The sequence below is a fragment of the Microcoleus sp. A6-C6 genome, from assembly GCF_036705955.1.
GTDB lineage: Bacteria > Cyanobacteriota > Cyanobacteriia > Cyanobacteriales > Microcoleaceae > Microcoleus.
On sequence record NZ_JAUBVR010000002.1, the window covers coordinates 36,705 to 62,562 of the forward strand.

26 protein-coding genes are annotated in these 25,858 nt (G+C 46.4%); 16 read left to right on the forward strand and 10 right to left on the reverse strand.

Going from position 1 to position 25,858, the window contains the following annotated elements:
* Nucleotides 1-155: 155 nt before the first annotated feature.
* A complete protein-coding gene (carB, locus tag QUB52_RS01540) occupies nucleotides 156-3,467 on the forward strand; it encodes a carbamoyl-phosphate synthase large subunit (RefSeq protein ID WP_332972211.1) in 3,312 nt (1,103 codons plus the stop codon).
* A gap of 223 nt (nucleotides 3,468-3,690) precedes the next feature.
* Here the strand turns inward: carB and QUB52_RS01545 are convergent, their stop codons facing one another.
* The 3 genes from QUB52_RS01545 to QUB52_RS01555 form a co-directional block, all read right to left on the reverse strand.
* A complete protein-coding gene (locus tag QUB52_RS01545; protein WP_265233735.1) occupies nucleotides 3,691-3,930 on the reverse strand; it encodes a DUF6737 family protein in 240 nt (79 codons plus the stop codon).
* A 53-nt stretch (nucleotides 3,931-3,983) separates the two neighbouring features.
* Nucleotides 3,984-4,574, reverse strand: coding sequence for a Uma2 family endonuclease (locus tag QUB52_RS01550; RefSeq protein WP_265233734.1), 591 nt, complete (start codon nucleotides 4,572-4,574; stop codon nucleotides 3,984-3,986).
* 159 nt (nucleotides 4,575-4,733) lie between these two features.
* On the reverse strand, nucleotides 4,734-4,877 hold the full coding sequence (locus tag QUB52_RS01555) for a hypothetical protein (RefSeq protein WP_332972212.1): 144 nt from the start codon (nucleotides 4,875-4,877) through the stop codon (nucleotides 4,734-4,736).
* Nucleotides 4,878-4,897: 20 nt separating this feature from the next.
* Between QUB52_RS01555 and QUB52_RS01560 the strand changes: the two genes are divergently transcribed.
* The 6 genes from QUB52_RS01560 to QUB52_RS01585 all read left to right on the forward strand — a co-directional run bounded on the left by QUB52_RS01560 (nucleotide 4,898) and on the right by QUB52_RS01585 (nucleotide 11,921).
* Nucleotides 4,898-5,560 carry a vWA domain-containing protein gene (locus tag QUB52_RS01560; protein WP_265233733.1) on the forward strand — a complete coding sequence of 221 codons (663 nt, stop codon included), beginning with the start codon at nucleotides 4,898-4,900 and terminating at the stop codon, nucleotides 5,558-5,560.
* 263 nt (nucleotides 5,561-5,823) lie between these two features.
* Entirely contained in the window at nucleotides 5,824-6,612 is a 789-nt protein-coding gene (locus tag QUB52_RS01565; RefSeq protein WP_332972304.1) for a PP2C family serine/threonine-protein phosphatase, read from the forward strand.
* Between the two features lie 144 nt (nucleotides 6,613-6,756).
* Complete coding sequence (locus QUB52_RS01570) at nucleotides 6,757-7,491, forward strand: hypothetical protein (protein WP_332969016.1); 735 nt, start codon at nucleotides 6,757-6,759, stop codon at nucleotides 7,489-7,491.
* 353 nt (nucleotides 7,492-7,844) lie between these two features.
* Nucleotides 7,845-8,849: a ribonuclease III domain-containing protein gene (locus QUB52_RS01575; protein WP_332972213.1), complete on the forward strand. Its 1,005-nt coding sequence runs from the start codon at nucleotides 7,845-7,847 to the stop codon at nucleotides 8,847-8,849.
* A 32-nt stretch (nucleotides 8,850-8,881) separates the two neighbouring features.
* Nucleotides 8,882-9,619, forward strand: coding sequence for a Uma2 family endonuclease (locus tag QUB52_RS01580; protein ID WP_332972214.1), 738 nt, complete (start codon nucleotides 8,882-8,884; stop codon nucleotides 9,617-9,619).
* Nucleotides 9,620-9,809: 190 nt separating this feature from the next.
* Entirely contained in the window at nucleotides 9,810-11,921 is a 2,112-nt protein-coding gene (locus tag QUB52_RS01585; protein WP_265233727.1) for a DNA-binding protein, read from the forward strand.
* Between the two features lie 206 nt (nucleotides 11,922-12,127).
* Here QUB52_RS01585 and QUB52_RS01590 read toward each other — a convergent pair whose 3' ends face one another.
* From QUB52_RS01590 to QUB52_RS01600, 3 genes are read right to left on the reverse strand one after another with little or no spacing between them, the layout of a single operon-like run.
* Complete coding sequence (locus tag QUB52_RS01590) at nucleotides 12,128-12,364, reverse strand: hypothetical protein (protein WP_332972215.1); 237 nt, start codon at nucleotides 12,362-12,364, stop codon at nucleotides 12,128-12,130.
* Nucleotides 12,351-12,647 (reverse strand): hypothetical protein, encoded by a 297-nt coding sequence (locus QUB52_RS01595; protein WP_332972216.1) that lies wholly within the window; start codon nucleotides 12,645-12,647, stop codon nucleotides 12,351-12,353. Before QUB52_RS01595 ends, QUB52_RS01590 begins: the two co-directional genes overlap by 14 nt.
* 47 nt (nucleotides 12,648-12,694) lie before the next feature.
* Complete coding sequence (locus QUB52_RS01600) at nucleotides 12,695-13,045, reverse strand: helix-turn-helix domain-containing transcriptional regulator (RefSeq protein WP_332972217.1); 351 nt, start codon at nucleotides 13,043-13,045, stop codon at nucleotides 12,695-12,697.
* A gap of 135 nt (nucleotides 13,046-13,180) precedes the next feature.
* On the opposite strand from QUB52_RS01600, the gene QUB52_RS01605 reads away from it, so the two are divergent.
* Together QUB52_RS01605 and QUB52_RS01610 are read left to right on the forward strand one after the other, a co-directional pair.
* Nucleotides 13,181-13,411 carry a prevent-host-death protein gene (locus tag QUB52_RS01605; protein WP_332972218.1) on the forward strand — a complete coding sequence of 77 codons (231 nt, stop codon included), beginning with the start codon at nucleotides 13,181-13,183 and terminating at the stop codon, nucleotides 13,409-13,411.
* Nucleotides 13,408-13,800 carry a type II toxin-antitoxin system VapC family toxin gene (locus tag QUB52_RS01610; protein ID WP_332972220.1) on the forward strand — a complete coding sequence of 131 codons (393 nt, stop codon included), beginning with the start codon at nucleotides 13,408-13,410 and terminating at the stop codon, nucleotides 13,798-13,800. The genes QUB52_RS01605 and QUB52_RS01610 overlap by 4 nt, the downstream gene beginning before the upstream one ends.
* Nucleotides 13,801-13,889: 89 nt before the next feature.
* On the opposite strand, the gene QUB52_RS01615 is transcribed toward QUB52_RS01610, so the two are convergent.
* Nucleotides 13,890-15,191, reverse strand: a complete 1,302-nt coding sequence (locus tag QUB52_RS01615; protein WP_332972221.1) for a serine/threonine-protein kinase — start codon at nucleotides 15,189-15,191, stop codon at nucleotides 13,890-13,892.
* Nucleotides 15,192-15,485: 294 nt separating this feature from the next.
* Between QUB52_RS01615 and ispG the strand changes: the two genes are divergently transcribed.
* Together ispG and ctpC are read left to right on the forward strand one after the other, a co-directional pair.
* Nucleotides 15,486-16,709 carry a (E)-4-hydroxy-3-methylbut-2-enyl-diphosphate synthase gene (gene ispG / locus QUB52_RS01620; protein WP_332972222.1) on the forward strand — a complete coding sequence of 408 codons (1,224 nt, stop codon included), beginning with the start codon at nucleotides 15,486-15,488 and terminating at the stop codon, nucleotides 16,707-16,709.
* Nucleotides 16,710-17,147: 438 nt separating this feature from the next.
* Nucleotides 17,148-18,503, forward strand: coding sequence for a carboxyl-terminal processing protease CtpC (gene ctpC, locus QUB52_RS01625; RefSeq protein ID WP_265233715.1), 1,356 nt, complete (start codon nucleotides 17,148-17,150; stop codon nucleotides 18,501-18,503).
* 83 nt (nucleotides 18,504-18,586) lie between these two features.
* Here the strand turns inward: ctpC and QUB52_RS01630 are convergent, their stop codons facing one another.
* Nucleotides 18,587-18,772 (reverse strand): DDE transposase family protein, encoded by a 186-nt coding sequence (locus QUB52_RS01630; protein WP_265233714.1) that lies wholly within the window; start codon nucleotides 18,770-18,772, stop codon nucleotides 18,587-18,589.
* Nucleotides 18,773-19,093: 321 nt separating this feature from the next.
* On the opposite strand from QUB52_RS01630, the gene QUB52_RS01635 reads away from it, so the two are divergent.
* Complete coding sequence (locus QUB52_RS01635; protein WP_332972224.1) at nucleotides 19,094-21,652, forward strand: heavy metal translocating P-type ATPase; 2,559 nt, start codon at nucleotides 19,094-19,096, stop codon at nucleotides 21,650-21,652.
* A 92-nt stretch (nucleotides 21,653-21,744) separates the two neighbouring features.
* Here the strand turns inward: QUB52_RS01635 and QUB52_RS01640 are convergent, their stop codons facing one another.
* Nucleotides 21,745-22,092: a hypothetical protein gene (locus tag QUB52_RS01640; protein WP_265233712.1), complete on the reverse strand. Its 348-nt coding sequence runs from the start codon at nucleotides 22,090-22,092 to the stop codon at nucleotides 21,745-21,747.
* Between the two features lie 105 nt (nucleotides 22,093-22,197).
* On the opposite strand from QUB52_RS01640, the gene tmk reads away from it, so the two are divergent.
* Entirely contained in the window at nucleotides 22,198-22,866 is a 669-nt protein-coding gene (tmk, locus tag QUB52_RS01645) for a dTMP kinase (protein ID WP_265233711.1), read from the forward strand.
* A gap of 225 nt (nucleotides 22,867-23,091) precedes the next feature.
* Nucleotides 23,092-24,054, forward strand: a complete 963-nt coding sequence (locus QUB52_RS01650; RefSeq protein WP_332972225.1) for a DNA polymerase III subunit delta' — start codon at nucleotides 23,092-23,094, stop codon at nucleotides 24,052-24,054.
* 50 nt (nucleotides 24,055-24,104) lie between these two features.
* Here the strand turns inward: QUB52_RS01650 and QUB52_RS01655 are convergent, their stop codons facing one another.
* Nucleotides 24,105-24,311, reverse strand: a complete 207-nt coding sequence (locus QUB52_RS01655) for a hypothetical protein (protein ID WP_332972226.1) — start codon at nucleotides 24,309-24,311, stop codon at nucleotides 24,105-24,107.
* On the opposite strand from QUB52_RS01655, the gene msrA reads away from it, so the two are divergent.
* On the forward strand, nucleotides 24,298-24,762 hold the full coding sequence (msrA, locus tag QUB52_RS01660) for a peptide-methionine (S)-S-oxide reductase MsrA (protein WP_332972227.1): 465 nt from the start codon (nucleotides 24,298-24,300) through the stop codon (nucleotides 24,760-24,762). The two genes, QUB52_RS01655 and msrA, sit on opposite strands and share 14 nt — an antisense overlap.
* Nucleotides 24,763-24,957: 195 nt before the next feature.
* The gene (locus tag QUB52_RS01665) at nucleotides 24,958-25,830 is read left to right on the forward strand and encodes a metallophosphoesterase (RefSeq protein WP_332969001.1); all 873 of its coding nucleotides are present in this window, start codon (nucleotides 24,958-24,960) and stop codon (nucleotides 25,828-25,830) included.
* Nucleotides 25,831-25,858: the final 28 nt, after the last annotated feature.

Genomic DNA, 25,858 nt, shown 5'->3' on the forward strand with positions numbered 1-25,858 from the left:
AAAATGCTGATAATGGTGCACAATTTCAACTTAACAACAAAACTTGCACTATTTTGAGTAAGCTTTTGATGGAACAGCTCAAAAAGTCTGTTTCTAAGATTGATGCCAAACATCAAATTTATCGTTAATCCTGTCCAATTACCAATTACGAACCTATGCCCCGTCGTCAAGACTTAAAAAAGATTCTTCTCATTGGTTCCGGCCCAATTGTTATCGGCCAAGCGTGCGAATTTGATTATTCGGGGACGCAAGCTTGCAAAGCTTTGCGAGAAGAAGGTTATGAAGTTGTTCTGGTGAATTCCAACCCTGCAACGATTATGACCGATCCAGAAACTGCCGATCGCATTTACATCGAACCTCTAACACCGGGCATCCTCGAACAAATTATTGCCAAAGAAAGACCACAAGCAATTTTGCCGACAATGGGCGGTCAAACGGCGCTCAATTTAGCAGTTGCATTGGCTAAAAATGGCGTTTTAGAAAAGTACAACGTCGAGTTAATTGGTGCTAAATTGCCAGCAATTGAAATGGCAGAAGACCGACTGTTATTTAAAGAAGCGATGGCGCGAATTGGTGTCGCCGTTTGTCCTTCGGGAATTGCTAACAATCTCGAAGAAGCCAAAACAATCGGTCACCAAATCGGCAGTTATCCGTTAATTATTCGTCCTGCTTTTACAATGGGCGGTACGGGAGGCGGTATTTCTTACAATCAAGAAGAGTTTGAAGAAATGGCCCAAGGTGGTGTTGACGCGAGTCCCGTATCGCAAATCTTGATCGAACAATCTTTGATTGGTTGGAAAGAGTACGAACTGGAAGTGATGCGGGATTTGGCAGATAATGTAGTGATTATTTGTTCGATCGAGAATCTCGACCCGATGGGCGTTCACACCGGCGATTCGATTACCGTCGCACCAGCCCAAACTCTTACCGACAAAGAATATCAGCGCCTGCGGGATGCTTCGATTAAAATTATCCGCGAAATCGGAGTGGAAACTGGCGGTTCTAACATTCAATTTGCGGTGAATCCAGTTAACGGAGATTTCATTGTAATTGAAATGAACCCACGGGTTTCTCGTTCCTCTGCCTTGGCCTCGAAAGCAACCGGTTTCCCCATTGCCAAAATGGCGGCAAAATTAGCAGTAGGCTACACCCTAGACGAAATTTCCAACGATATTACCAAGAAAACTCCCGCGTCTTTTGAGCCGACAATTGACTACGTGGTGACGAAGATTCCCCGATTTGCTTTTGAAAAGTTTCCAGGTTCCGAACCGACTCTGACGACGCAAATGAAGTCAGTGGGAGAGGTAATGGCGATCGGGCGCAGCTTCAACGAATCTTTCCAAAAAGCGCTGCGGGGATTGGAAACTGGCCGCGCAGGTTTCGGGTGCGACAAACCGGAAAAATTGCCGAGTTTGGAACAAATTCGCGCCGGATTGCGGACACCAAATCCCGATCGCATTTTTACAGTCCGCCACGCGATGATGATGGGAATGTCGGTGGAAGAAGTCTTCGAGCTCACAGCAATTGACCCCTGGTTTTTGGATAAAATGCAGGAATTGTTGGAAGCAGAGAAGTTCTTGAAACGAACAACGCTCAAGCAGTTGACAAAAGAGACAATGTTTGAAGTGAAGCAGTTGGGATTTAGCGATCGCCAAATTGCTTATGCTACAAAAACATCGGAAGATGAAGTTCGCGCTTACCGCAAAGATTTGGGCGTAATACCGATTTACAAAACAGTTGATACCTGTGCCGCTGAATTTGAAGCGTTTACACCGTATTATTATTCCACCTACGAAGTGGGAGCGGCAATTTGGGAATTGGGCGATGAAGAAAAGAAGATTTCGCCCGTTGGCCACAGTCTCGCGCCGGAGTCGGAAGTTTTGCCTTCTACTAAGCGCAAAGTGATGATTCTAGGTGGTGGGCCGAACCGGATCGGACAGGGGATTGAGTTTGACTATTGTTGCTGTCACGCCTCCTATTCTCTAGGTGAGGATGGGTTTGAAACAATTATGGTCAACTCGAACCCGGAGACGGTTTCAACAGATTATGATACAAGCGATCGCCTGTATTTTGAACCGCTAACTAAAGAAGATGTTCTCAATATCATTGAGGCGGAAAATCCCGAAGGAGTAATCATTCAATTTGGCGGACAAACGCCGCTGAAATTGGCGATTCCTTTACAAAAGGCTCTCGAAAATCATCCTGACGTACAAACAAAAATCTGGGGAACTTCGCCGGATTCTATTGATGCTGCTGAAGACAGGGAGCGATTTGAAAAGATTCTGCGGGAATTGGATATTCAGCAAGCAGCTAACGGTTTGGCGCGGAGTTTTGAGGATGCTTTGATAGTAGCTGGGCGCATCGGTTATCCGGTGGTGGTGCGGCCGAGTTACGTGTTGGGCGGGCGGGGCATGGAAATTGTTTATTCCGATACAGAATTGGAACGTTACATGACCTACGCGGTGCTTGTAGAACCGGATCATCCGATTTTAATTGACAAGTTCTTGGAAAATGCGATCGAAGTGGATGTAGATGCGATCGCCGATATTACTGGCAATGTCACCATCGGCGGTATTATGGAGCACATCGAGGAAGCGGGTATCCACTCCGGCGACTCGGCTTGTTCTATCCCTTACCAAACCCTTCCCGACGCAGCTTTAGTCACAATCCGCCGCCAGACAATCGAACTAGCAAAAGCCCTGAAAGTGATCGGGTTGATGAACATTCAATTTGCTGTACAAGGCGAACAAGTTTTCATTTTGGAAGCTAACCCGCGGGCTTCTCGTACAGTACCTTTTGTGTCAAAAGCGATCGGGGTTCCGCTGGCAAAAATGGCATCGCGAGTCATGTCAGGTCAAACTCTGGAAGCTTTAGGTTTTACTAAAGAGATTGTACCAATTCACGTTTCTGTGAAAGAGGCTGTGCTACCATTTGCTAAGTTCCCAGGAACTGATACATTGTTAGGGCCGGAAATGCGATCGACTGGCGAAGTCATGGGGATTGACACAGATTTTGGCAAAGCATTTGCCAAAGCTCAACTTGGCGCAGGCCAAGTGATGCCGTTGTCGGGAACTGTGTTGGTTTCGATGCGCGATCGGGATAAACTAGCAGTAGTACCGGTTGTCAAGGAATTCTTGGAATTGGGTTTCAAAATAGTAGCAACCCACGGCACACGGAAAGTTTTGCTAGAGCAAGGTTTAGATATAGATTTGGTATTGAAGCTGCATGAAGGGCGGCCAAATTTGTTGGATTCGATCAAGAATGAGAATATCCAACTAATTATTACCACACCTTCCGGCGAAGAATCCCGCGCCGATGGCATCTTTATCCGCCGCACAGCTTTGACTTACAAAATCCCGATTATTACGACAATAGCCGGTGCCAAAGCGACAGCAGCGGGAATTCGATCGCTCAAATCTCACCCGATGGAAGTGAAAGCAATTCAAGACTATTACCCGCAAAAGTAGGGTGATTGTAGGGTGCGAAACACTGTTTGATCGTTAGGCCATCGATCCCCCCTAGCCCCCCTTAAAAAGGGGGGGACAAGAGCGTCAAAGCCCCTTTTGTTAAGGGCGAAACCGTCCACTTTTCAAAGTCCCCCTTCTTAAGGGGGATTTAGGGGGATCGAGACTTTGCTAGAAACGTAGAGCACTGATGGCGCACCTTACTCAAACAGCGCACCACCAAAACCTAATCTGAATGAGAATCTAAAGCACCGCTAGACACCATCAACTTCGGCCAAACTAATAAGAAAAATCCCATCCAAGCTAATAAAGGAATCGCGACTAAAACAGTTATCCAAACAGTTTTTAGCAAAAACCAACTACCGGAAATCAGACTCGTGCCAGTCAAAAGAATCGACCAAGGCTGACACCACCAAGGTTTGTAATCCCAAGCACTAATAGCTTTTTTATCAGAACCAGTTTTCATATTTGCAGTAATTTTGTATAGATTGACGGACTGGCTCTCTAGAGCAAACCAATTTAAACATTCATCACCTGTTCGGCTGTCAGCGTTAATTCTGGAAAAGTCTGCGACACAATTCGATCGCTACCCTTAAATGCAGTTGTTTGATAGTTACCGTCTGCATCCAAAAGGTGGACAAATATAGTCGCAACTTTTGGCTTTCCGATGAATTTAGAGCTAGCAATTGCTAAATAATCGACAACCCAATATTCGGCAATTCCTAGACGCTGATACTCATCCAATTTATGAATATAATCGACATTCCAATTCATTGACGTTACCTCCACCGCTAACTGAATTGGTTCGCGCATAGCAGCATAGGCAGAACGGTCAGAATACCACAAATCGCGATCGATTACGCTGACATCGGGTCTCCGTCCTTGTTCGACTCCGGCTTTAGTTACAGTTCTGATAGCTGTTTTGCTTGTCACTACATAATTTAAGCTCAGGTTTTTTATTTGAGCGTGAAAAGAGTCTAAGATGCAGTTAGCAACATCAATATGATTTCTGGTTGAAAATATTTCGATAATCTCTCCGTTCACCAGTTCGTATAATCCATCTTCGGGACATTCTACAAGAAATTGGTCAAAGCTGATTTTTGCAATCATCAGACTTATCCTTATTTTGCAGGAATACTATCAACCTATGTTACCACCGACAGGAATGAATTTGTTTTTTTGACCGCAGATGCACGCGGATGCACGCGGATGAACACAAGATCGTAGCGTAGCGGGGCGTAAGCCATCGCCCTTCAGATATTTAACACGCTATATTTCACGGAAATGGTAAAATGCGATCGAGACGATTAGAACGTGATTAATGCTCCTAACCCATGCGGTCGATCGCTTCTTCCTTCTTCCTTCTTCCTTCTTCCTTCTGCTATAAAGTAACCAACCTAAAAACCGAGCCACTCCAAGGTCAACCCCGAACCATGAGACTAGACGAAGCCGTAGAATTTGCCGAAAACCCAGAGCCGCGCTGTCCCTGCGTCCTCCTGCTGGACACATCGGGCTCCATGCAAGGCGCACCCATAGATGCCTTGAATGAGGGGCTGGAAGTTTTTAGGAATGACCTAATTAAAGACGAACTAGCTAAAAAGCGAGTCGAAGTCGCGATTATTTCCTTTGACAATAATATCAAAGTTGTGCAAGACTTCGTGACCGCCGACCAGTTCGAGACACCGCTGCTGACTGCTCAAGGACAAACCCACATGGGCGCCGGCATTCAGCTAGCACTAGATTTGATTGCCGCCCGTAAATCTGAATACCGCAACAATGGGATCACCTACTATCGCCCGTGGGTATTTATGATTACCGATGGTGAACCTCAAGGCGAATCAGATGATGTTGTGGAAATAGCAGCACAGCGCATTCAACAGGAAGAAACTAATAAGCGCGTGGCGTTTTTTGCTGTCGGAGTGGAAGGTGCTAATATCGCCCGTCTGGCGGAAATTGTCGAGCGCACGCCTGTAAAATTGAGAGGATTAGATTTTCGAGAGATGTTCATCTGGCTGTCGGCTAGTATGCAGAGAGTTTCTCACTCAAAAATTGATGAACAAGTCGCATTACCGCCGCCCGGATGGGGAACTGTTTAGTCATTTGGCAGTTGGCAGTTGGCAGTTGGCAGTTGGCAGTTGGCAGTTGGCAGTTGGCATTGGTGATTAGTCATGGGTGCGAAGTGCTTACAATGAATTGGGAGAATCTCAATTTTTCTTTAAGAGTGCTATCCCCGCTGGCTTGGTTATAGAAGCGAGCGGGGACAGCACTACTACAGAAAAATGCTTTTTACAACAATGAGATGCTCCCAATGAATTTCCATAGTTTTGAATTTACGAAGTTTGGAATACAAGAGTTATTAATGGAGAATTCATCTTTTAATTGGCAAGTTGTCGCGGCATCGGTGACTGGTACGAGCCACGAAAAACGATCGCAGCCCTGTCAAGATGCCCACTGCTGGCGCGTCTTACCTAACGGTGTTTTGGTGGCAGCAGTTGCCGACGGCGCGGGTTCGGCTGTACTCGCAGAAGTTGGAGCGAAAATTGCTGTGGAAGCGGTTGTGGAAACGATTTGCCAACAGGATTTGCAGCCTGAAAATGACGGCGAATGGCACGTATTTTTGACAGCTTCTCTGCAAGTCGCACGGGCGGCTGTGGAAGCAGAAGCGGCAACGCGGGAAGTGGCGGCGAGAGATTTGGCTTGCACTTTAATTGCGGTTGTTGCTACACCGGAATTGATCGCAGTTGCTCAAATTGGTGATGGTGCGGCGGTGGCGGGTGATAGTGCGGGAAATGCGATCGCCCTTACGATACCTCCCTGCGGCGAATATATCAACGAAACCATCTTTTTGGTTTCGCCAAATGCGATCGAAACAGCGCAATTTCAGGTACTTCGGGAAAAACTGCGGCACTTAGCTGTGTTTTCCGATGGCTTGCAAATGCTAGCTCTCAAAATCCCCGAAGGTACCCCCCACAAGCCGTTTTTTACGCCGTTGTTTCGGTTTTCGGGCGAAGCGAAGGAAGATTCGGATGCAAAAGAGCAGTTAGAGTCGTTTTTGCGATCGCCCAGAGTCTCCGAACGCACCGATGATGACTTAACATTATTGTTGGCAACTTTTGCGAGTTCGGAGGAAAAGGAAAATTTAGAATAGATCAATTGCAAAAGCCAACATCTATCTGCGTCAATCGGCGTTGATCTGCGGTTAAAAGTTCCCGATTCTGAATTTGGCAACAAGTCTAATTCGTTGAACCGAGCCAGCGGCGAAAATTTGGCGCGCTTCTATAATAAAATCGAGGTGTCACACAATTTTGGTTTAGTCTGTACAGTAGGTCGTCACTTGCAAGCACAAGATATTAAGGATAAGCTCAACTCCCTAATTAGCGAAGCAGCTCTCATAGATCCGAGTTTGGCGAGAAGATTGGATGAAATCAATCGCTGGGTGAAAGATGTTAAACCCGGTTCGCTAACTGCTAAGAAATTTGTGGTGGCTTTTTTGCTACAGCTTATCCGAGATTCTCAGGTTTGGCTGGCAGTTCAATCTCTACCTTCGGAAATAGAAAAACAAGCGGCGTTTGAGTTAATGACTCCGGGAGAAAGGTATTGGTACGGCTATCTATTTCCTAAATGGCTGAGTGAAAACGATCGCAAATTTTACATCTGGAAACAAAAACTCAAGGCGGGTAAATTCGATCCGGCTGACGATGGCGTCATTCGTGCGATCGCCTCCCGGATAGTCGAACGCCAAGGCAGTGTTTTGTATCGCTATGTAGCAGATCTTTCTATGGCAACCGATTCGATCGTTAGCAACCGCCAACAGCAGCCCCTCTGCATTCAAGTCACCACTCTTTCTGATGAATTTTCGGAACAAAAATATCAACAATGGCAACAAACTCTTCAAGGCTGGGGGATTGACAGAGGACTATTTTTAAGTTATGATACAAAAGATGCAAATTTCCTGAACCAGTTAGTTAACATTGCATTATATAATAGTGATAATTTGCCCGCAGGTCGTTACCTCAAATTCCCATAAATTCACCCGATCTGCTGCTGAGAATAGTTCGACTGCTAAAAACTCGGTGAAGAAAAAATTTTGAATAACTCACATATTGCAGAATTCTAGACAAGGCCACAAACCTAACCCTCAGCCCGCTTCCCGCAAAAAGGAAGGCTATGCCAAGATTTTTCCTCCCATTTTCTATTTCCGGGAGGTGTCTGGCAAACTGCGGCAACAGGTACTTGATACAAATGCTAAGCAACGGGAAGATTTACCGCAGCAATCAATAGCGGTAAGGTACCCATTGCGCACCCTACGAAAGATAGAGATTTGATTTAATCGCGGTGAAGTTGTTGGAAATAAAATCAAATTACATCAACATCAATACTATGACAGTACAAGGCACAAGCACCGTTGAAAGCAACTTGCAAAAAGTCTTTGAAGAACTAGAAGCTGCCCGAAAAATGCAGGATAATTGGATGAATCATGGGGTAGATTTTGTTGATTTCTATGTGGAAGATGCTGGCGGTGATTGGTTGGAAAAGTGGGGAAAATGTGAAGAAGAATTAGAGTTGATCAAAATTAAACAGGTAGATGTTGAAGCAGTCAAAGTAGCGATCGACCTTTCGGACTTTGGGCAAACCAAACTGCTGGAAATCGCCTTGACCAGCCACTGCCATACCAGCAAGTGCGATCGCCCGCACGAGTCTCCCACTGGGCAAGAGGTGAAGCAGCAACGGCTGTCACTCCTAGGGGAAGCGATTTTCGGTGCTGTTGTTACCGATTACCTGTACCGCGAATATCCCTACCTGAACTGCGATGCTATCTCAACTTTAAAATCTCGTTTAGCAGACAATAAAAAACTGGCGGAATTTACACAAAGTTGGAAATTGAAGGAACTTAGTTGGCGGGTTAGGAGCGGGAAAGAAACAGACAAAAGCGAGTACAATATTTTTTTAGCTGAGACTTTTGAGGCTTTGTTTGGCGCGATTTACTTAGAGTTCGATCGCGATTTTTGCCGTGCGGGTAACTGGCTGATTCAAAAGTTGATTGAACCAACTCTGGGCGAACATCTCGATCTAACTCAGCAGTCGAAAGGTACGCTGGAAAATGAGCTAAAACGGCGGGAAATCCTGGGGGCGGACATTCTTGAGGCGATCGCGATCGACTATCTGTACAACCGCTTTCCCGATCGCAACAGCAGCCAGCTAACTCGTTGGAAAAATCTGTTAGGGGCTAAAGAGATTTTCCCGAAAGACTTTAAAACAAAATTAGGCAGTCATTACCTAGAATTGGAGAGCAATTTCTCGCGTACCCGCGACTGGCTGGTGGATAATTTCATCAAAACCGCAGTTGACGAACTGGAAGACGAAACAGGCGATCGACTAAAATAAAATCAACTCCTAAAAAATATGGGAAAACAGCAATGGTTACACAACTGCAATCTCCCGAAAAATCAAAGATCATCTACCCCGACGATAACGGCGAACCGATGTCAAACAATACGGATCAGTTTCGATTAATCGTTTGGATTAAAGAAAATTTAGAATTGCTGTTTGCAGACGATCCAAATGTTTTGGTAGCAGGTGACTTGCTTTGGTATCCGGTGGAAGGGAATAATAAACTACGCCAAGCACCAGATGTGATGGCAATTTTTGGCATCCCCAAAGGATATCGAGGTTCCTATCAACAGTGGAACGAAGATAATATTGCGCCGCAAGTCGCCTTTGAAATTTGGTCGCCGGGAAATCGTCTGACTCCGATGATGCAAAAATTTCAATTTTACGAACGCTACGGTGTGGAAGAATACTATTTGTACGATCCAGAAAAATTGGAACTGATAGGATGGTTGCGGGTTGAGGGAAAATTAGAACAGATTGAACAAATGGAGGGTTGGGTAAGTCCGAGACTGGGAGTGCGGTTTCAATTATCTGAAACAGGACTCGAAATGTTCGGGCCCTCTGGAGAAGCGTTTATGAGTTTTGCTCAGATCGATCGACTGCGACAGCAAGCCGAGGCGCGGGCCGAACAAGAACGGCTGCGGGCTGAACAAGAACGACAGCGGGCCGAACAGGCAGAAATGCTGCTGGAACAAGAACGATCGCGATCGCAAGCTTTAGAATCAAGACTGCGAGAAATGGGAATCGATCCCGATCGATTGTAAGCACAATTGCAAAATTGAACTATTGTGGAACAGGCCCGAAAGCCTCTTGCTGAGTTTTCCAGGACGGGCAGGATGCCCATCTCACAATAAAATAGAATTACGGGTTTATCAGTGGGGTAGCTTTCTTTAATCTAAAATCCAAAATCTCAAATCTCAAATTGATTAATCCTCTATCCCCTAACGGAATTCTATGCAGTTGCAGCGCCAATTTAGCGGACAACTGATTGCGATCGACACCAACAGCGCGATCGCCAGTGGCGGTGAAGGTCGCATCTACCCGATCGCCAAAGACTCGTCCCTTGTAGCAAAAATCTACCACAAACCGACAGACGAAGACGGCGACAAACTCACTGTCATGTTCAGTATGCCGCCCGATGCGCCGATCTCGGAAGTGGGACACTCATCAATTGCTTGGCCGATAGATTTGCTGCATACTGTCGGCGGGCGCGAAAAAATCGTCGGTTTTGTGATGCCGCGCGTCAAGAAAGCCTTGCCGGTACACACTTTCTACACACCCAAAACCAGGCGCGAACAAAAACCGCTATTTAACTATCTTTACCTCCATCGCACCGCCAGAAATCTCGCCTCGGCTGTAAACGCCCTCCACGTCAGGGGTTACGTCATTGGCGATGTCAACGAGTCGAACATTCTCGTCACGGATACGGCTTTGGTAACGCTGGTAGACACCGATTCGTTTCAAGTGCGCGATCCTTATACAGGTTACGTTTATCGGTGTCCGGTGGGGAAACCGGAGTTTACGCCGCCGGAATTGCAGGGGCAGACTTTCCGTGATATCGATCGAGCTCCAGAGCACGATTTGTTCGGTTTAGCGGTATTAATTTTTCAATTGCTGATGGAAGGTACGCACCCATTTTCGGGAGTTTATCTCGGTAGCGACGAACCGCCGTCTTTGGAAGCGAGAATTCGATCGGGCCATTTTCCCAGCGGTACCAAGCGGATACCCTACCGCCCGATGCCCGCTGCGCCAGCCTTCGAGATGCTGCATCCCCAACTGCGGCAGATGTTTCTCCGCTGTTTTGAGGAAGGGCACGGCAATCCGGCGGCGCGCCCGGATGCGAAAACTTGGGTGAATGCGATTCGGGAAGCCGAAGATTCCCTAATTACTTGCAGCAAAAACACTCAGCACAAATACGGAAATCATCTGAGTCGGTGCCCTTGGTGCGATCGGGCAAAACTTCTCAAAGGTCGCGATCCGTTTCCTTCGCGGCAGGCAGTCAGCAACGGATTGCACTTGCAGCCCGCGAAAACCAAGCGTAAAAAGCCCCAGCCACCGCCCGTCGTGAGGGAGACCGCAGTGCGCCGCCAACACCAGTCCACGGGGCTGCCACGCCAAATGGGAAACTATCAACTGCCGATGCTACCGATACCTTCTCGGAGTCGGACTCCGGTGCCTCGGATTCCCCCTAGCAAGTTTGAGCGCATTGTTCAGGATGCTGCTTGGGGAGGTGTTTGGGGGACTTTGTGTTTGGCGGCGGTGGCGGGGATTTTTTCGGCAATCACTGAGGGTGGCGGCGCGATTTTGGGGGCGATTTTTGTCGGTTCGATTTGGGGCAGTTTTTTTGGGATGATGTGGGGTATTTTTACTTTGTCGCCGAACCAGATTTGGCGGAAGTGGGGGGGAGTTTTGGTGGGGACTCTCTGGGGGGCTTTCTTTTTGGCTGCGATCAGCGGTGTGGTGTTTGGGGCGATTAGTGATAATTCGGCGATCGGACAGGCGATTTTATCTGGCGCGGGGATTGGTACTGTGTGGGGCTGTGTTTGGGCTGGTTTTCCGCCTCCTCTGGCGCTGCCAATGGGCAGAGTGTGGGGCCGGCGGGGAGCATTTTTGGGGGCGGTTTGGGGAGCGTTTTTAGGGACTTGGGCTGGTGTTTGTTTGGGGGCTGGGTTGGTGGTTTGGCAGCAATATAACGGGCAGATGCGGCCGATGATCGAGTTTGGGGGTTTATTGCTGGGTGTGGCGATCGTGGCGGCGGGTGTGGGTGCGATCGGGGGTGTGGTTTCTGGGAGTTTGTTGGGTGTTTGTGGGTTTGCGCCGAAGCTGCCGGTGTCGTTTCAGCCTTCGGGTGTCAGCGGTGCGGCTTTGGGTTCGATTTGGGGCAGTTTTTTGGGGACTTTTGCGGGTGCGGTGTTGGGGGCGGGGGTTTCTGCGATGTTTCCGGCTGTCAGCAGTGGGGTGTCGGTGCAGTTGGCGCCTGTGGCGGGTGCGATCGTGGGAGCTGGTTTGGGGGCGATTTGGGGCGTAATTTCGGGTACTGTTTGGGGGGCGTTGGGGAAGTGGTGATTTGATTAGATTTATGGGTTGAGACTTATTGGATAAATCTTTGATCGATCGCAAAACCGCTCCTTCAAGGTAGATAAACGCAGCCCAACGCAGATGTATTTCAACAGCAGATCAAGAATTACAATCTTGTCTATGAAGGCAGAGGTAAGTTGTTGTACTTCAGCGCTCAAACAGGGCTCGCATCCCAACAACATACCGCTTCTAATTTAGAGATGTATGATATTGTTGCCGTTTGCATCGGAATAATATTTTTCCGAGCGCAGTGCAAGCGCGACGCTCGCGAGCAGGGTATAATTCAATACGGTAATAACTCGAATCAAGTGATGTTCCGCAGCGCGATTATCCGGTATGATTCGATAGATTTTTCGCACTTCTAAGGATGCTTGATAATCTTGATTGTTAATGCAAACTACAAATTTCATTTTTAAGTTAAACTTCAACATATTTGCATAAATTAGTAAGCTCAGAAGCAGTTTTGTCTGTCAGCAAAATCGACCCTTGCGCCGTCAATTCCCATCTGTCGCGGGGCGAACCTGTTTCGATATATCGTTTAACCAAGCCATCAGCAGACAGTTTTTTTAAGACAACCATCATGTCAGGTTCTCGCGGTACATCTCGATAGGAAAGTGCATTGGCGAGTTCGTACCAACTCCACTTTCCTTGACCTTTAGCCACTAATTCAAGAAGCACTAATTCAAGCTGAGTTAATTGAGTTAAGTTTTGCATTAAAAGTCCTCCACGCTAGGATGAAACAAAACGCCAAATCCTTCTCCCTAGCTGACGCACCCTACTTCACGAGAATTTATTGATACTTCTGGTGTTTTACCTTGACTAGCTGCAATCTCTGTCTTTAATCCTAAAGCCTTCAGCAAACCAATAAATCGGTAAATCTCTTCTCCCCCTGATGCTTTCAGCAATTCCTGAAGTTTATCCCAATTTTGTAAATCGTCTTCAGCTATGATAGAGACTTGACTTTGAGCTTTAAGTACATCTCTGAGTACCGTCAGTAACAGTTCAGGTTCCGGTGTTGTTTCTTCTAAAATTGCTTGAATATAAGCAGCAGTTTCTTCAATGTCTTGAAGCGAGTTAATCAGATAATCATGGTAACTGTGCGTTTTAGGCATCGTCTCTACTCCTGAATTCTATCCAGTATTCTTTGGCTTTGCGAATATCTCGATCGCGACTCGCAATGACACGTTTTGCTAAGTGAATCTTATTGAGATATAATGTAGTTTTAACACAACACAAATCATTGTCCTATGAAAACCGTTGACAAAAGTCAGTTAACCGCTCAACTACTAGAATTATTGCAACTTGTCGAGCTTGAAGGCGAAGAAATTGTAGTGATGGATGGGAATAAACCAGTTGTGAGAATTTGTCAGTATGAAAAGTCTCTTTCAACTGAAGAATTATTTAAGGATATGCGGGGGAAAGTAAAATATTTTGAAGATTTAACTACGCCAACAACTGAAGAATGGCGGGAAGTATGACATTTGTCCTTGATACCTGCGCTCTCATCTGGTGGAGTTTAGATCCAGACAAACTTTCTCAACGGGCAAAAGAAGCTTTTCAGCAGATGGAACAAGAAAAAAATGGTTTGGTTCCATCAACGGCAATCTGGGAAATAGCTATCAAAAACAAAAATCATAAGTTAGATTTAGGAGTAAGCATTGATGACTATATCGCTACTTTGAAAAAGTCTAATGTTATTCGGATCGTACCAATTGATGAGGACATTTGGCTACAAAGTGTCAAGTTAGAATGGGAACACCGAGATCCAGCAGATAGAGTGGTTGTAGCAGTTGCCAAAAGAAGTCAAGCTGCTATTATTACAGCCGATCAAAAAATAGCTGGTTTCTACTCTTTAGTAATTTGGTAAATTGAATATGCCAGGTATCGGAAACGTAGAACTGGCGTGGTTTCGTGGTTTATGCCTTTGTAATAAATCTTTATGAAAACCGGAAACGCTTAGATGTTACAGTCTACAAGTCTCGACGCGAGAGAAGAGAACCAACTCCACCTATCCCCCACCCTACTATTGCCCGACCGCATTGACCAGACCCCCGCCGGGAGGTGTCCTTGAGGTGCTTTGGTATTGAATTTTAGATCATTATAGTACAACCATTCACGCCTATTCACACGCCAACCTACCCGATCGCCAAAAGCTTCCCAAATTTTCTGATCGTATTCTCCGCTTCCTCCCAGACTTTCATAGATGCGTTTCTGCACCGAAAAGCCGAAAAGTCCGTTACTGTATTTTACCCAAAGTTGGTCAATAGTTCGTAAGTCTTCACAGGGGAATCGATCAATATCTTCAATTCTGAACCACCTCTCCCCTGTTCTGCCTGCTGCTTCCAGCATCTTATTCTTCGTTTCGTGATCCGCCTCTTGCCATTTTTCGCTAGCCAACAGCCGATCGAGTTTACCATAATCGACTCCTTTTGCGGAAATCAAATTTATAGGTTGGGGAAGCATAGCCAACCATTGTTGCACTGAGTGAGGCCTGTTTGTCACATCCATTTCCATCCCTTTCATAATTGCCTGATGCACCGCATCGCTAATATTAGGATTAATCTGATACGGCGGCTTTAAAGGATAATTTGAAGCCCTCAAGTATGCAGGAGTTGGTGGTGTTATCGTTAGCAGATAGTATAGCGTTGCCGCCAGAGCATAAACATCTGTGTACTCAGCAAATCTGCCAGTTTCCGCGTATTGTTCGAGAGGCGCAAAACCATGTGTTAATTCACAAGTCATTTGTTGAGTGCGATCTGGAATAAAACCCCGCGCCAAACCAAAGTCAATCAAAACTGCATCTTGATTGTCACGCACCATAATGTTTTGTGGCTTGATATCCCGATGGAGTAAACCTTGTTCGTGAACAACTATTACGGCTTCTCCTGCTTGGCGGATGTAGTTTAAAGCTTCAGTTTCTGACAGAATACCGCGCCTTTTCACCCATTTCCACAAATCTTCTCCTGCCACATATTCCATCGCAATGCAAGGCAAATTACCATGATCGAAATAGTTGTATATTTGCACAATATTGGGATGCTTGCACACAAATAGCTTTACCGCCTCTTGCAGGAATCTTTCCCGATACCGGGCAAAATCTGGATCGCTCAATAATTCATCTTTAAGCGTTTTGATGACAACCCGCTGCCTGTTTTGCGCCTTCTGCGCTAGGTACGTGACCCCAAAGCCGCCCTCACCTAACTTGGCTTCAATAATATACCGATCGCCATATAACCCCTGCCCTGCTTCCCAAACCATTCTCCTCACCGCCAACCAATATTAATTTTTATCTCGGCCTAGCCTGTATTTTAACTGTATTTTGTAAGTTCGGTTTAGTTCCACGGGTCTAACTTCAGTTCGCCTTCCCGGTGATGGTTGGCTTTTAGTTCGATCGCCCTTTTCCGACATAATTAGATCGACAAATTCGCAGCAATTTCATTAAGAATCCTAAATCCCAAAACCTGTTTACCCAAACAGACCCTTTCTGTGGCAACCTAAAAAACAGCAGACACAATTTTATAGACCTTCGTAACAAAACTCTACCAATCAACTATGCAAACTCTGCCCAATCCAACTAAAACCCCCACAACCGAACCGATTTTCGACACCAGCATCAAACGCCGCAAAACCCGTCCCGTCAAAGTCGGCAGCATCACGATCGGCGGAGGCAACCCAGTCGTCGTACAATCGATGATTAACGAAGACACCCTCGACATCGACGGATCAGTCGCAGGAATTCGGCGATTGCACGAGATTGGCTGCGAAATCGTCCGCGTTACCGTGCCCAGCATGGCCCACGCCAAAGCTTTAGCCGAAATTAAGCAAAAATTGCAGGAAACCTACCAAGCCGTGCCCCTGGTTGCTGATGTCCACCACAACGGGATGAAAATTGCCCTGGAAGTCGCCAAACACGTAGACAAAGTGAGAATCAATCCGGGACTTTACGTGTTCGAGAAGCCCAAAGCCGACAGAAGCGAATACACTGACGCGGAATTCGCGGAAATTGGCGAGAAAATCCGCGAAACCCTGGAACCTCTGGTGATTTCCCTGCGGGATCAAGGTAAAGCTTTGCGAATCGGCGTTAATCACGGTTCCCTCGCCGAACGGATGCTGTTTACCTACGGCGACACCCCCGAAGGTATGGTGGAATCGGCCCTGGAATTTATCAAAATTTGCGAATCCCTCGACTTCCGCAACATCGTGATTTCCCTGAAAGCCTCCCGCGCGCCGGTGATGGTGGCTGCTTACCGCTTGATGGCGTACCGGATGGACGAATTGGGGATGGATTACCCGCTGCATTTGGGCGTTACGGAAGCTGGGGATGGCGAATACGGCCGCATTAAATCCACGGCTGGTATCGCCCCGCTGTTGGCTGACGGTATCGGCGACACGATTCGCGTCTCGCTGACAGAGGCGCCGGAAAAGGAGATTCCTGTCTGCTACAGCATTCTGCAAGCTTTGGGATTGCGGAAAACGATGGTTGAGTATGTGGCTTGTCCTTCCTGCGGCCGCACTTTGTTTAATTTGGAGGATGTGCTGCACAAAGTGAGGGAGGCGACGAAGCATCTCACTGGTTTGGATATTGCAGTTATGGGTTGTATTGTCAATGGGCCGGGGGAAATGGCTGATGCTGACTATGGCTATGTCGGGAAGCAACCGGGTTATATTTCTCTGTACCGCGGCCGGGATGAGATTAAGAAGGTTCCTGAGTCTCAGGGTGTGGCAGAATTGATTGATTTGATTAAGTCGGACGATCGCTGGTTTGAACCTGAATAGGTTTTGCTGGATTTAGTTTTGAGGTTTGGGGCGATGCTCAAAGCCATTGGTGTCAACTATCGCCTGAAACCGTTGAAAAATCTCGCTTTTATCCGAGGCCTGATCCCCCCTAGCCCCCCTTAAGAAGGGGGGGACAAGAGCGATCAAAGTCCCCCTAGCCCCCTTTAAGAAGAGGGGGGGACAAGAAAGTCTTCTCAAAGTCCCCCTTCTTAAGGGGGATTTAGGGGATCGAGACTTGTGCAGCAGATATACAAAGGATTCTAGGCATTTGCAAATCCATCCCCTACACCCGCGTCCGCATTCAGGCGCGGCAGCCTCGGCTTCGGGAATACAACTTGGCAAAGTTGAATAAATATGTATCCAAAATCCGACCAAGCCTTGCCTGTGTTAGATTGGGCGTGATTATTCTGAAATCTTTTGCTCCGGCGCGTCAGACAAATGGTTATAACAAAACGAGGGCTTATTCTAAGTGCTACAGCAGTTGCACTCACTGCTGTAACTCTTGTCAACACTGGTTGCAGTTCTAAATCTCTGGCTTCTTTTCGGGGAAGTCCTAAAGAGTTGGTTGATGAAGTTTGGCAGATTATTGACAAAAGTTATGTTGATGGCACTTTTAACCAGGTTGACTGGAAAGCGGTGCGAAATGATTATTTGAACCGGACTTATACCAGCGATGAGGAAGCTTATAAGGCAATTCGCGAAATGCTGAAGAAGCTTGATGATCCTTACACGCGGTTTATGAACCCTGAAGAGTTCAAAAATATGCAGGTTGAAACTTCTGGGGAGTTGATTGGAGTCGGGATTCAATTAACTCAAGATGAGAAAACTAAGAAGTTGGTGGTGATTTCTCCCATTGAGGATACTCCGGCTTTTACTGCTGGTATTCTAGCAAAAGATATCATTACTAAGATTGACGGCAAGAGCACGGAAGGCATGGATACGAATCAAGCGGTAAGTTTGATTCGCGGCCAGGCGAATACTGAGGTGACGCTGACTATTTTGCGGGATACCAAGGAATTACAATTTAAGCTGAAACGCGCGAAAATTGAAATTCATCCCGTGCGGAAGTCGGTGCAGAAAAGCCCGATCGGCGAAATCGGCTATATTCGCTTAAATCAGTTTAGCGCCAATGCTGCATCGGAAATGCGATCGGCAATTAAGGATTTGGAACAGAAAAAGGTGACGGGCTATATCCTAGACTTGCGCTCAAATCCCGGCGGGTTGCTCTACGGCAGTATTGAAATTGCTCGGATGTGGCTCAAAGAAGGTACGATCGTCTCAACGGTCGATCGCGTCGGTGAAGCAGACAAACAAACTGCAAACAAGGGAGAGATCACCGACAAACCCTTGGTTGTACTCGTAGACGGCGGTTCAGCAAGTGCTAGCGAGATTCTATCCGGTGCTTTACAAGACAACAAGCGCGCGGTTTTGGTGGGAACAAAAACCTTTGGTAAGGGTTTAGTTCAGTCAGTACGCGGCGTGGGAAATGGTTCCGGTTTGGCGGTGACAATTGCCAAGTATTTTACTCCCAATGGCACCGATATCAATCACATGGGAATTAAACCGGATTTTGTGGTTGAACTCACTGATGCTCAAAAACAGGAGTTGCGGCGCGATCGCGATAAAATTGCTACGACGGCAGATCCGCAGTACGCGAAAGCTTTGGAAGTTTTGACAAAGCAAGTTACTGGTAAAACCGGGAACGATAAGGCTGAGTCGAAACCGAAGGCTGCGTCACCTAAACCGACTGCGGCGCAGGCCAAACCGAGTCCGACACCTTCTAAATCTAAGTAGCAAGTTTGATCGTTCGGACTTCAGTCCTTTCCAAGTTTTGAAGGACTAAAGTCCGAACAATCGAACGGTTTATGGAATCTGATTTATTGCGGTTGACATTTTCGGGCACGAATTAATCCGATACGTCGGGCGATCGCATCTTCAGCAGAATCATAAGGGCCCCACTGTTCTATAATAGTGGGGCTTTGCTGTTCGATTTGGGCGATGGGTAAAATCTCGCAATTGCCAGCAGGACGTTTGACAATATAAAATTTCTGTGATTCTGTCATAGCTAAATTCGTCAAGTAAAAGATCGATACTAACTAATATAAGACGTACGGTTGAAACCGCGTCTATACAAACCATGTCCGCCTCCGCGGACTGAAGACAATAACCGTCTAATCTTCAACCCGCGAAGGCGGGTTTTGTCTGTGTAGGCGCGGTTTCAACCGCCATCTAATCTTCAGAATTGGGAGAAAAATTAAAAAAAACTAACACTTTCGGTAGATGCCGGAGAAACTATCTATTATCAAAATGGATACATTTATTTCATTTTTGCATTAAACAATTTCCGAAACACCAAAATATTCTAATCAATACCAAAAAAAACCATGCAATTTGTCCCCAAAGCAATCCCCGAAATTCAACCCGAAATCATCCCAGTTAAAGAATCACCGCCGCCAGAACTTGTTACTTTCGATGTCAGCGGGATGAAATGTGCGGGCTGCGCCAAAGCAGTTGAACGCCAACTCATGCAGCATTCAGGCGTAATTTCAGCTTGCGTTAACTTAGCCGTAGAAGTCGCAACGGTTGAGTGTCAACCGGGGGCTGTCGATGCAGAAGCTTTAGCAAAAAAATTGACTGATAATGGATTTCCCTCCCAGTCTCGCTTAGGTGGAAATCAGCGGGAAGCGGAAGCGGCGATAATTGAACGACGGCGGCAAGAAATTCGACAGCAAATCAATCAATTGTCGATCGCCCTAATCCTAATTATTCTATCCGGTTTAGGTCACATCCTCGGCACCAAAGCCCCAATTCTCAGCAACATATGGTTTCACTGGGGACTCGCCACCCTCGCATTGCTGCTACCTGGCCGCCCGATTATCGTTGACGGCTGCCGCAGTTTGTGGCGAAACGCACCCAACATGAATACTTTAGTAGCTTTAGGCGCAGTCACAGCTTACACCGCTAGCAACGCGGCGCTGCTGTTTCCACGCATGGGATGGGAGTGCTTTTTTGACGAACCAGTGATGCTGCTGGGCTTTATTTTGTTGGGCAAAACTCTCGAACAGCAAGCCAGACGGCGCGCTGCATCAGCTTTACAAGCTTTAATCGCACTACAACCCGCGACAGCCCGCTTAGTTGATTTTAAACTCCCAATTTTAGATTTGGGCTCTCAAGAATTGCCTGTAAACTCGACATCTCAACTCCACAATCCACAATACATTGAAATTCCAGCCGATCGCGTCCGAGTCGGAGAATGGCTGCAAGTTTTGCCAGGCGAAAAAATTCCCGTAGACGGCGAAGTCTGCGAAGGCAAAACAACTGTAGATGAGTCGATGCTGACTGGCGAATCGATGCCAGTTTTAAAGCAACCAGGAGATACAGTTGCGGCGGGAACTATCAATAAATCCGGGGCAGTTGTGATGCGGGCAACTCGCACCGGTCAAGAAACAACTGTAGCCCAAATGGTGGCTTTAGTGCAAGCAGCCCAAACTCGCAAAGCACCAATTCAAAATTTAGCTGATACTGTCGCCGGATATTTTGTGTATGGCGTAATGGCGATATCGGCTTTAACTTTCCTATTTTGGTATTTTGCCGGGACTCATATTTGGCCTTCTGTGCTTTTAGGACAAGGGGCGATGAATATGGAACACGGCGCAATCAATCTGGGAAATCAATTACCCATGATTCATTATCAATCTTCTTTGCTGTTAAGTTTGAAATTGGCGATCGCAGTTTTAGTTATTGCTTGTCCTTGCGCTTTGGGACTGGCTACCCCAACTGCAATTTTAGTCGGTTCTGGCATCGGGGCGGAACGCGGGCTTTTGATTCGCGGCGGTGATGTTTTGGAACGGGTACATCAATTAGATACGGTGGTTTTTGACAAAACTGGGACTCTCACAACCGGCAATCTCACACTCACTGATTATTTGCCGATTTTTGTGAATTCTGATTTGGATTTTAACTCGGATATTAATGTCGGAAATAGGCAAGATGCCTGTTCCACAATTTCCACAATTTCCACAATTTCCGCAATTGATGATGTTTCTGGAAACAGACAAGATGCCTGTTCCACAATTGACTCAAAACTGCTGCAAATTGTGGCGGCGGTGGAAAGAGGCGCTTGTCATCCCATCGCCGCCGCGATTTTACTGGAATCTCAAAAACAAGCTTTGCCGCTGCTACCTGCTGAGGATTTCTACACGGAACCGGGATTTGGGGTTTCTGCTTTGGTGGATGGCCGGCGGGTGTTCGCTGGGAATGCCGCGTGGATGAGCGAGCAGGGGGTCGTTGTGGCGACGCAATTGTCGGAGTCTTTGCAGGGCAAAACGGCAGTTTACGTGGCTTCTGGGGGCGTTTTGCTGGGGGTAATCGGGCTAAAAGATACTCTGAGGCTGGATGCTAAGGCGACGGTCGATCGCCTCCGGGAAATGGGATTGCGGGTGATCATGCTGACGGGGGATACTGCGTCGGCTGCGGCGGTGGTGGCGCAGCAGCTAGGTTTGACGGCGGCTGATGTTTTGGCCGAAGTGCGGCCGGATGGGAAGGCCAGGGCGATCACCAGTTTGCAAGCCCAAGGCTGTAAAGTGGCTGTGGTGGGAGATGGTATCAATGATGCGCCGGCTTTAGCTCAAGCTGATGTTGGTATCGGTTTGCACTGTGGCACTGATGTGGCGGTTGAGACTGCTCAAATTGTGTTGATGCGAAATGCTTTGATGGATGTTGTTGAGTCGATCGACCTTGGGCGCGCTACTTTTAATAAGATTCGCCAAAATTTATTCTGGGCTTTTGCTTACAATACTCTGGGAATTCCGGTTGCAGCCGGTATCTTGCTACCTGCAACCGGAATTCTACTCAGTCCGGCGGCGGCAGGTGCATTTATGGCATTTAGTTCTGTTAGCGTAGTTACAAATTCTTTGTTGCTGCGTCGCAACTTTCGACCTTAAATGTATGCCTTCCACCTAAAAGTCATCAGTCATTGGTGATTAGCTAGGAACTAATGACCAATGACTGATGACTAATGACTAATGACTGATGGCTACAGTGCCATACTTTCCAAGAGTCGCCAATTATTGTTATTCATAATTGAATGACTGACTAGCTCGAACATTTGACGGCAGTGGTTGTTGGTTTGCAAGGGCAATTCCTCGTTTTTAATCACGAAGTTCATCCGAACCTCTGAGTCGCTAGCCGTGTTTTTCTCAATTAGGACTTCGGCGGTGACAAGTTTGGGAATCGAAACTTGACCGGGAATTTCGCGAGCCATGAGCGAATCTCCTGTATTGTAGATAATGTCAAGATTGCATGACTCTAAAATTTCAATCAGGGACTGACGGAGACGGTCGATGGGAACGGCAACGATAAAAAACCCAGTATAGCGAGCCATAGAAAACTCCAGCGGTGAGGCATTTAGATTTTATTATCATACCGAACCTAGAAGAGATGAACAGAACAATATGGATTTATTTTATTTAGATGGAAAGTTAAGGCAATGAAGGGCAAACTTATCGTGTTTGAGGGGGTTGAAGGTGCGGGCAAAACTACGCAAATGCAGCGATTGATACATTTGCTGCGAGCAAGTTACTTTCAGAAAGTCCGGTTGGTGGTTACTCGCGAACCGGGGGGTACGGAGTTGGGAAAGGGACTGCGACATTTGCTATTAAAACAAGATCCGGAAGAATTTGTATCCGAGATGGCAGAATTATTGATGTATGCTGCCGATCGCGCTCAGCACGTCGAAACTTGTCTCAAACCTGAGTTATCGAAGGGAACGATTGTTTTATGCGATCGCTTTACTGACTCTACGATTGCTTATCAGGGCTACGGCCGCAATCTTAACTTAAATTTAATCAAACAGTTGAATGCTATTGCCACCGGCGGCTTGGAAAGCGATCTGACTTTGTGGCTGGATATTAACGTGGAGGCGGGTTTGGCGAGGGTAAAGGCTAGGGGAGAGCGCGATCGCATCGAGCAAGCTGATTTGCAGTTTCACAAGCGCGTACAGCAAGGTTTTACAGAATTAGCCGAGTCAAATAAATCTCGAATTGTCCGGATCAATGCCGATCGCCCTGAAGATGCAATCGCCCAGGAAATTCAAGCTATCGTAACTCGCAAGTTAGAAGCTTGGGGATATTCAAATAATCCCAATGCTGAAAAGTAAGCTGACATACGTAGCCAGAAACCGGGTTTTTTACCAAACTTTTTGCTAAAAATCCCCAATCTCGATAAAAAAACCGATTTCTAAGTTCCTACCTAACTAACCATAGGGTGCGTCAGGGGGCTGTCAACTATCAACTATCAACTATCAACTATCAACTATCAACTATCAACTATCAACTATCAACTATCAACTATCAACTATCAACTGTCAACTATCAACTGTCACATGGATTATTTCACATCATTAATCGGACAAAATCGAGCCGTAGAATTACTAACCCAAGCAGTCGATCGCAACCGAATTGCTCCCGGTTACTTATTTGTAGGCTCTAACGGTATCGGCAAAAGCTTAGCCGCCCAGTGTTTCATCGAGCTTTTATTCTCAGCCAATCTTCCCGAAAGGCGATCGACAGAATCCGTACAAAATCGCGTGCGACAGCGAAATCATCCAGACTTACTCTGGGTAGAACCAACCTACATGAACCAAGGCAAACGGCTTTCCACAAAAGAAGCAGAAGAAGCAGGCTTAAAGCGAAAAGCACCGCCTAAAATTCGCCTAGAACAAGTTCGAGAAATCGGTGAATTTCTAAGCAGACCGCCCCTAGAAGCTGGGCGTTCAGTCGTAGTTTTGGAACAAGCAGAAACAATGGGTGAAGGAGCAGCCAACGGCTTATTAAAAACATTAGAAGAACCGGGAAAAGCAGCGCTAATTTTAATTGCTCCAACTGTGGAAGCTTTGCTGCCAACATTGATTTCCCGCTGTCAAAAAATCCAGTTTTCTCGACTGAATCCCGAAGCAATGGCACAAGTTTTGCAGCAAGCAGGATTCGCCGAGATTTTATCCCATCCCGAAGTAATGGGGATGGCGCAGGGAAGTCCTGGGGAAGCAATTGCTATTTGGCAGCAACTGCAATCAATACCCGATGATTTCCTGCAAAAAGTGAAGCAGTTACCTCAAAATCTGCGATCGGCTTTAGAGTTAGCCAAGGAAATTGATAAAACTTTAGATACTGAATCTCAGTTGTGGTTAATCGATTATTTACAGCATTGTTACTGGCAGCAATTTTTGGCAGGGCGGATTAGCCGATCGCCCTTAGAGCCCTTAGAAAAAGCCCGCCAATATTTGCTAAACTACGTACAGCCGCGATTAGTTTGGGAATGCACACTAATGGGAATCTGTCAAGTATAATCAGAGTGCCAAGTTTGATCCCAATCAGATAACTAAGTAAATCAACTTACTTAATTAAACATAAAATAATTGATCGCTAAAAAGCTTGCTGTGTATGTCTTATCATTTCTATCGGGACGATAACTAAAGCCGTCCTCCGACTTCCATTTCTGTTCTTCCTTCTTCCTTCTTCCTTCTTCCTTCTTCCTTCTTCCTTCTTCCTTCTTCCTTCTTCCTTCTTCCTTCTTCCTTCTTCTTAACACAATGGAAAAAGCCACATTTGCCGCCGGTTGTTTTTGGGGAGTCGAACACAAATTTCGCGCCGTTGCGGGTGTCGTCTCGACTACTGCGGGCTACACAGGAGGTCATTGGCCAAATCCCTGCTACCTGGATGTTTGCGCCCGCATCACCGGTCACGCTGAGGCAGTGTTGGTAGAATACGAGCGATCGCAAGTGAGTTACGAAGCATTGCTAGATGTATTCTGGAATTGTCACGATCCAACCCAAATCAATCGCCAAGGCCCCGACAGAGGCGAACAGTACAGATCAGTGATTTTTTATCACAATTCCGAACAAGAAAAAGCAGCTCGTGAGTCAAAACAAAAATTGCAAATGTCCTATAAATACGACAAAAATATTGCCACTGAAATCCTACCCGCTGGTGATTTTTATCTAGCAGAGGATTACCACCAGCAGTATCTGGAGAAAAAGCGGCAGCCATCCCCGTAGACGAATTTATTCGTACCTACCTACTTAGTTATTAGTCGTTAACTATATTCTGTCCGCCCTAAGCTGTTGTGCATTTAAGCAACGCTCCAAACATCACCCTTATTTTTAATGAAGAGGGAAAAATATTTAGTTTTGCAGTCTTGCCTGTTTATTTGCTAAGCTATAAATTGCGCTCTGTCAATAAACCTTAGATTTATGCACAGGTTATTAACTGGGAAACTGCGGGTAGACTGTTTAACAATACCGATCGCAAATCTTCCAGAAAATCTATCGGGTACTAAAATTGTACAGCTTACTGATTTTCATTATGACGGGAAGCGGCTGTCGGAATGGTTGCTAGAAGAGGCGATTGCAGCGGCTAATGAAGCGGAACCAGACTTAATTTTTTTAACCGGAGATTTTATTACCTACGATCCCGCACCTATTTATGACTTAGTGCAGCGCTTGAAAAACTTGCAGAGTCGGGTGGGAATTTACGCTGTTTTAGGCAATCATGATCACTATTACCCAGGGGCAAAAATTAAGGTTGCTAATGCTTTGAATAATGCAGGTATTCGGGTTTTGTACAATGAAGCTATTTATCCTTTGGGGTCTGAATTGGCTTTAGTTGGGTTTGCAGATTTTTGGTCTGGCGATTTTGCGCCTACACCTGTAATGATATCAATCAATCCGGCGATTCCTCGGATTGTGTTGTCTCACAATCCTGATACTGCTGAAAATCTGCAAAAGTGGCGGATTGATTTGCAGTTTTCTGGGCACACTCACGGCGGTCAAATTGTGATTCCTGGGATCGGGCCTTTGTATGCTTGGGTGAGAAAGATTGGTTATTTGATTCCTCCAGCAATCCGAAAGTTCATTCCTTTTCTCTCGGCTTTCGATCGAGTAGTTACTCATTGGGAATGGGCTAGCGGTTTGCATCGGGTTGGGAGTAATTTGTTGTATGTGAATCGCGGTTTGGGGACTTATGCGCCGGGGAGGCTATTTTGTCCGCCGGAGGTGACAGTAATTACTTTGGTTTGTCAAGAAGACTCGGCGGTTGAAAGCGCGTCTATACAGACAAAAGCTTAGAAAAGCGGGTTGAATAGTGGAAGGTTAA

What these genes read in the sequence shown, in the direction of transcription:
- QUB52_RS01600 (WP_332972217.1), bottom strand. Translation starts at nt 13,045, where the DNA reads ATGCCTAAAACGCACAGTTACCATGATTATCTGATTAACTCGCTTCAA.
- QUB52_RS01575 (WP_332972213.1), top strand. Translation starts at nt 7,845, where the DNA reads ATGACAGTACAAGGCACAAGCACCGTTGAAAGCAACTTGCAAAAAGTC.
- QUB52_RS01650 (WP_332972225.1), top strand. Translation starts at nt 23,092, where the DNA reads ATGGATTATTTCACATCATTAATCGGACAAAATCGAGCCGTAGAATTA.
- tmk (WP_265233711.1), top strand. Translation starts at nt 22,198, where the DNA reads ATGAAGGGCAAACTTATCGTGTTTGAGGGGGTTGAAGGTGCGGGCAAA.
- QUB52_RS01550 (WP_265233734.1), bottom strand. Translation starts at nt 4,574, where the DNA reads ATGATTGCAAAAATCAGCTTTGACCAATTTCTTGTAGAATGTCCCGAA.
- QUB52_RS01545 (WP_265233735.1), bottom strand. Translation starts at nt 3,930, where the DNA reads ATGAAAACTGGTTCTGATAAAAAAGCTATTAGTGCTTGGGATTACAAA.
- ctpC (WP_265233715.1), top strand. Translation starts at nt 17,148, where the DNA reads ATGGTTATAACAAAACGAGGGCTTATTCTAAGTGCTACAGCAGTTGCA.
- QUB52_RS01560 (WP_265233733.1), top strand. Translation starts at nt 4,898, where the DNA reads ATGAGACTAGACGAAGCCGTAGAATTTGCCGAAAACCCAGAGCCGCGC.
- QUB52_RS01665 (WP_332969001.1), top strand. Translation starts at nt 24,958, where the DNA reads ATGCACAGGTTATTAACTGGGAAACTGCGGGTAGACTGTTTAACAATA.
- QUB52_RS01630 (WP_265233714.1), bottom strand. Translation starts at nt 18,772, where the DNA reads ATGACAGAATCACAGAAATTTTATATTGTCAAACGTCCTGCTGGCAAT.
- ispG (WP_332972222.1), top strand. Translation starts at nt 15,486, where the DNA reads ATGCAAACTCTGCCCAATCCAACTAAAACCCCCACAACCGAACCGATT.
- QUB52_RS01605 (WP_332972218.1), top strand. Translation starts at nt 13,181, where the DNA reads ATGAAAACCGTTGACAAAAGTCAGTTAACCGCTCAACTACTAGAATTA.
- QUB52_RS01615 (WP_332972221.1), bottom strand. Translation starts at nt 15,191, where the DNA reads ATGGTTTGGGAAGCAGGGCAGGGGTTATATGGCGATCGGTATATTATT.
- QUB52_RS01580 (WP_332972214.1), top strand. Translation starts at nt 8,882, where the DNA reads ATGGTTACACAACTGCAATCTCCCGAAAAATCAAAGATCATCTACCCC.
- QUB52_RS01565 (WP_332972304.1), top strand. Translation starts at nt 5,824, where the DNA reads ATGGAGAATTCATCTTTTAATTGGCAAGTTGTCGCGGCATCGGTGACT.
- QUB52_RS01595 (WP_332972216.1), bottom strand. Translation starts at nt 12,647, where the DNA reads ATGCAAAACTTAACTCAATTAACTCAGCTTGAATTAGTGCTTCTTGAA.
- msrA (WP_332972227.1), top strand. Translation starts at nt 24,298, where the DNA reads ATGGAAAAAGCCACATTTGCCGCCGGTTGTTTTTGGGGAGTCGAACAC.
- QUB52_RS01640 (WP_265233712.1), bottom strand. Translation starts at nt 22,092, where the DNA reads ATGGCTCGCTATACTGGGTTTTTTATCGTTGCCGTTCCCATCGACCGT.
- QUB52_RS01585 (WP_265233727.1), top strand. Translation starts at nt 9,810, where the DNA reads ATGCAGTTGCAGCGCCAATTTAGCGGACAACTGATTGCGATCGACACC.
- QUB52_RS01635 (WP_332972224.1), top strand. Translation starts at nt 19,094, where the DNA reads ATGCAATTTGTCCCCAAAGCAATCCCCGAAATTCAACCCGAAATCATC.
- carB (WP_332972211.1), top strand. Translation starts at nt 156, where the DNA reads ATGCCCCGTCGTCAAGACTTAAAAAAGATTCTTCTCATTGGTTCCGGC.
- QUB52_RS01610 (WP_332972220.1), top strand. Translation starts at nt 13,408, where the DNA reads ATGACATTTGTCCTTGATACCTGCGCTCTCATCTGGTGGAGTTTAGAT.
- QUB52_RS01590 (WP_332972215.1), bottom strand. Translation starts at nt 12,364, where the DNA reads ATGTTGAAGTTTAACTTAAAAATGAAATTTGTAGTTTGCATTAACAAT.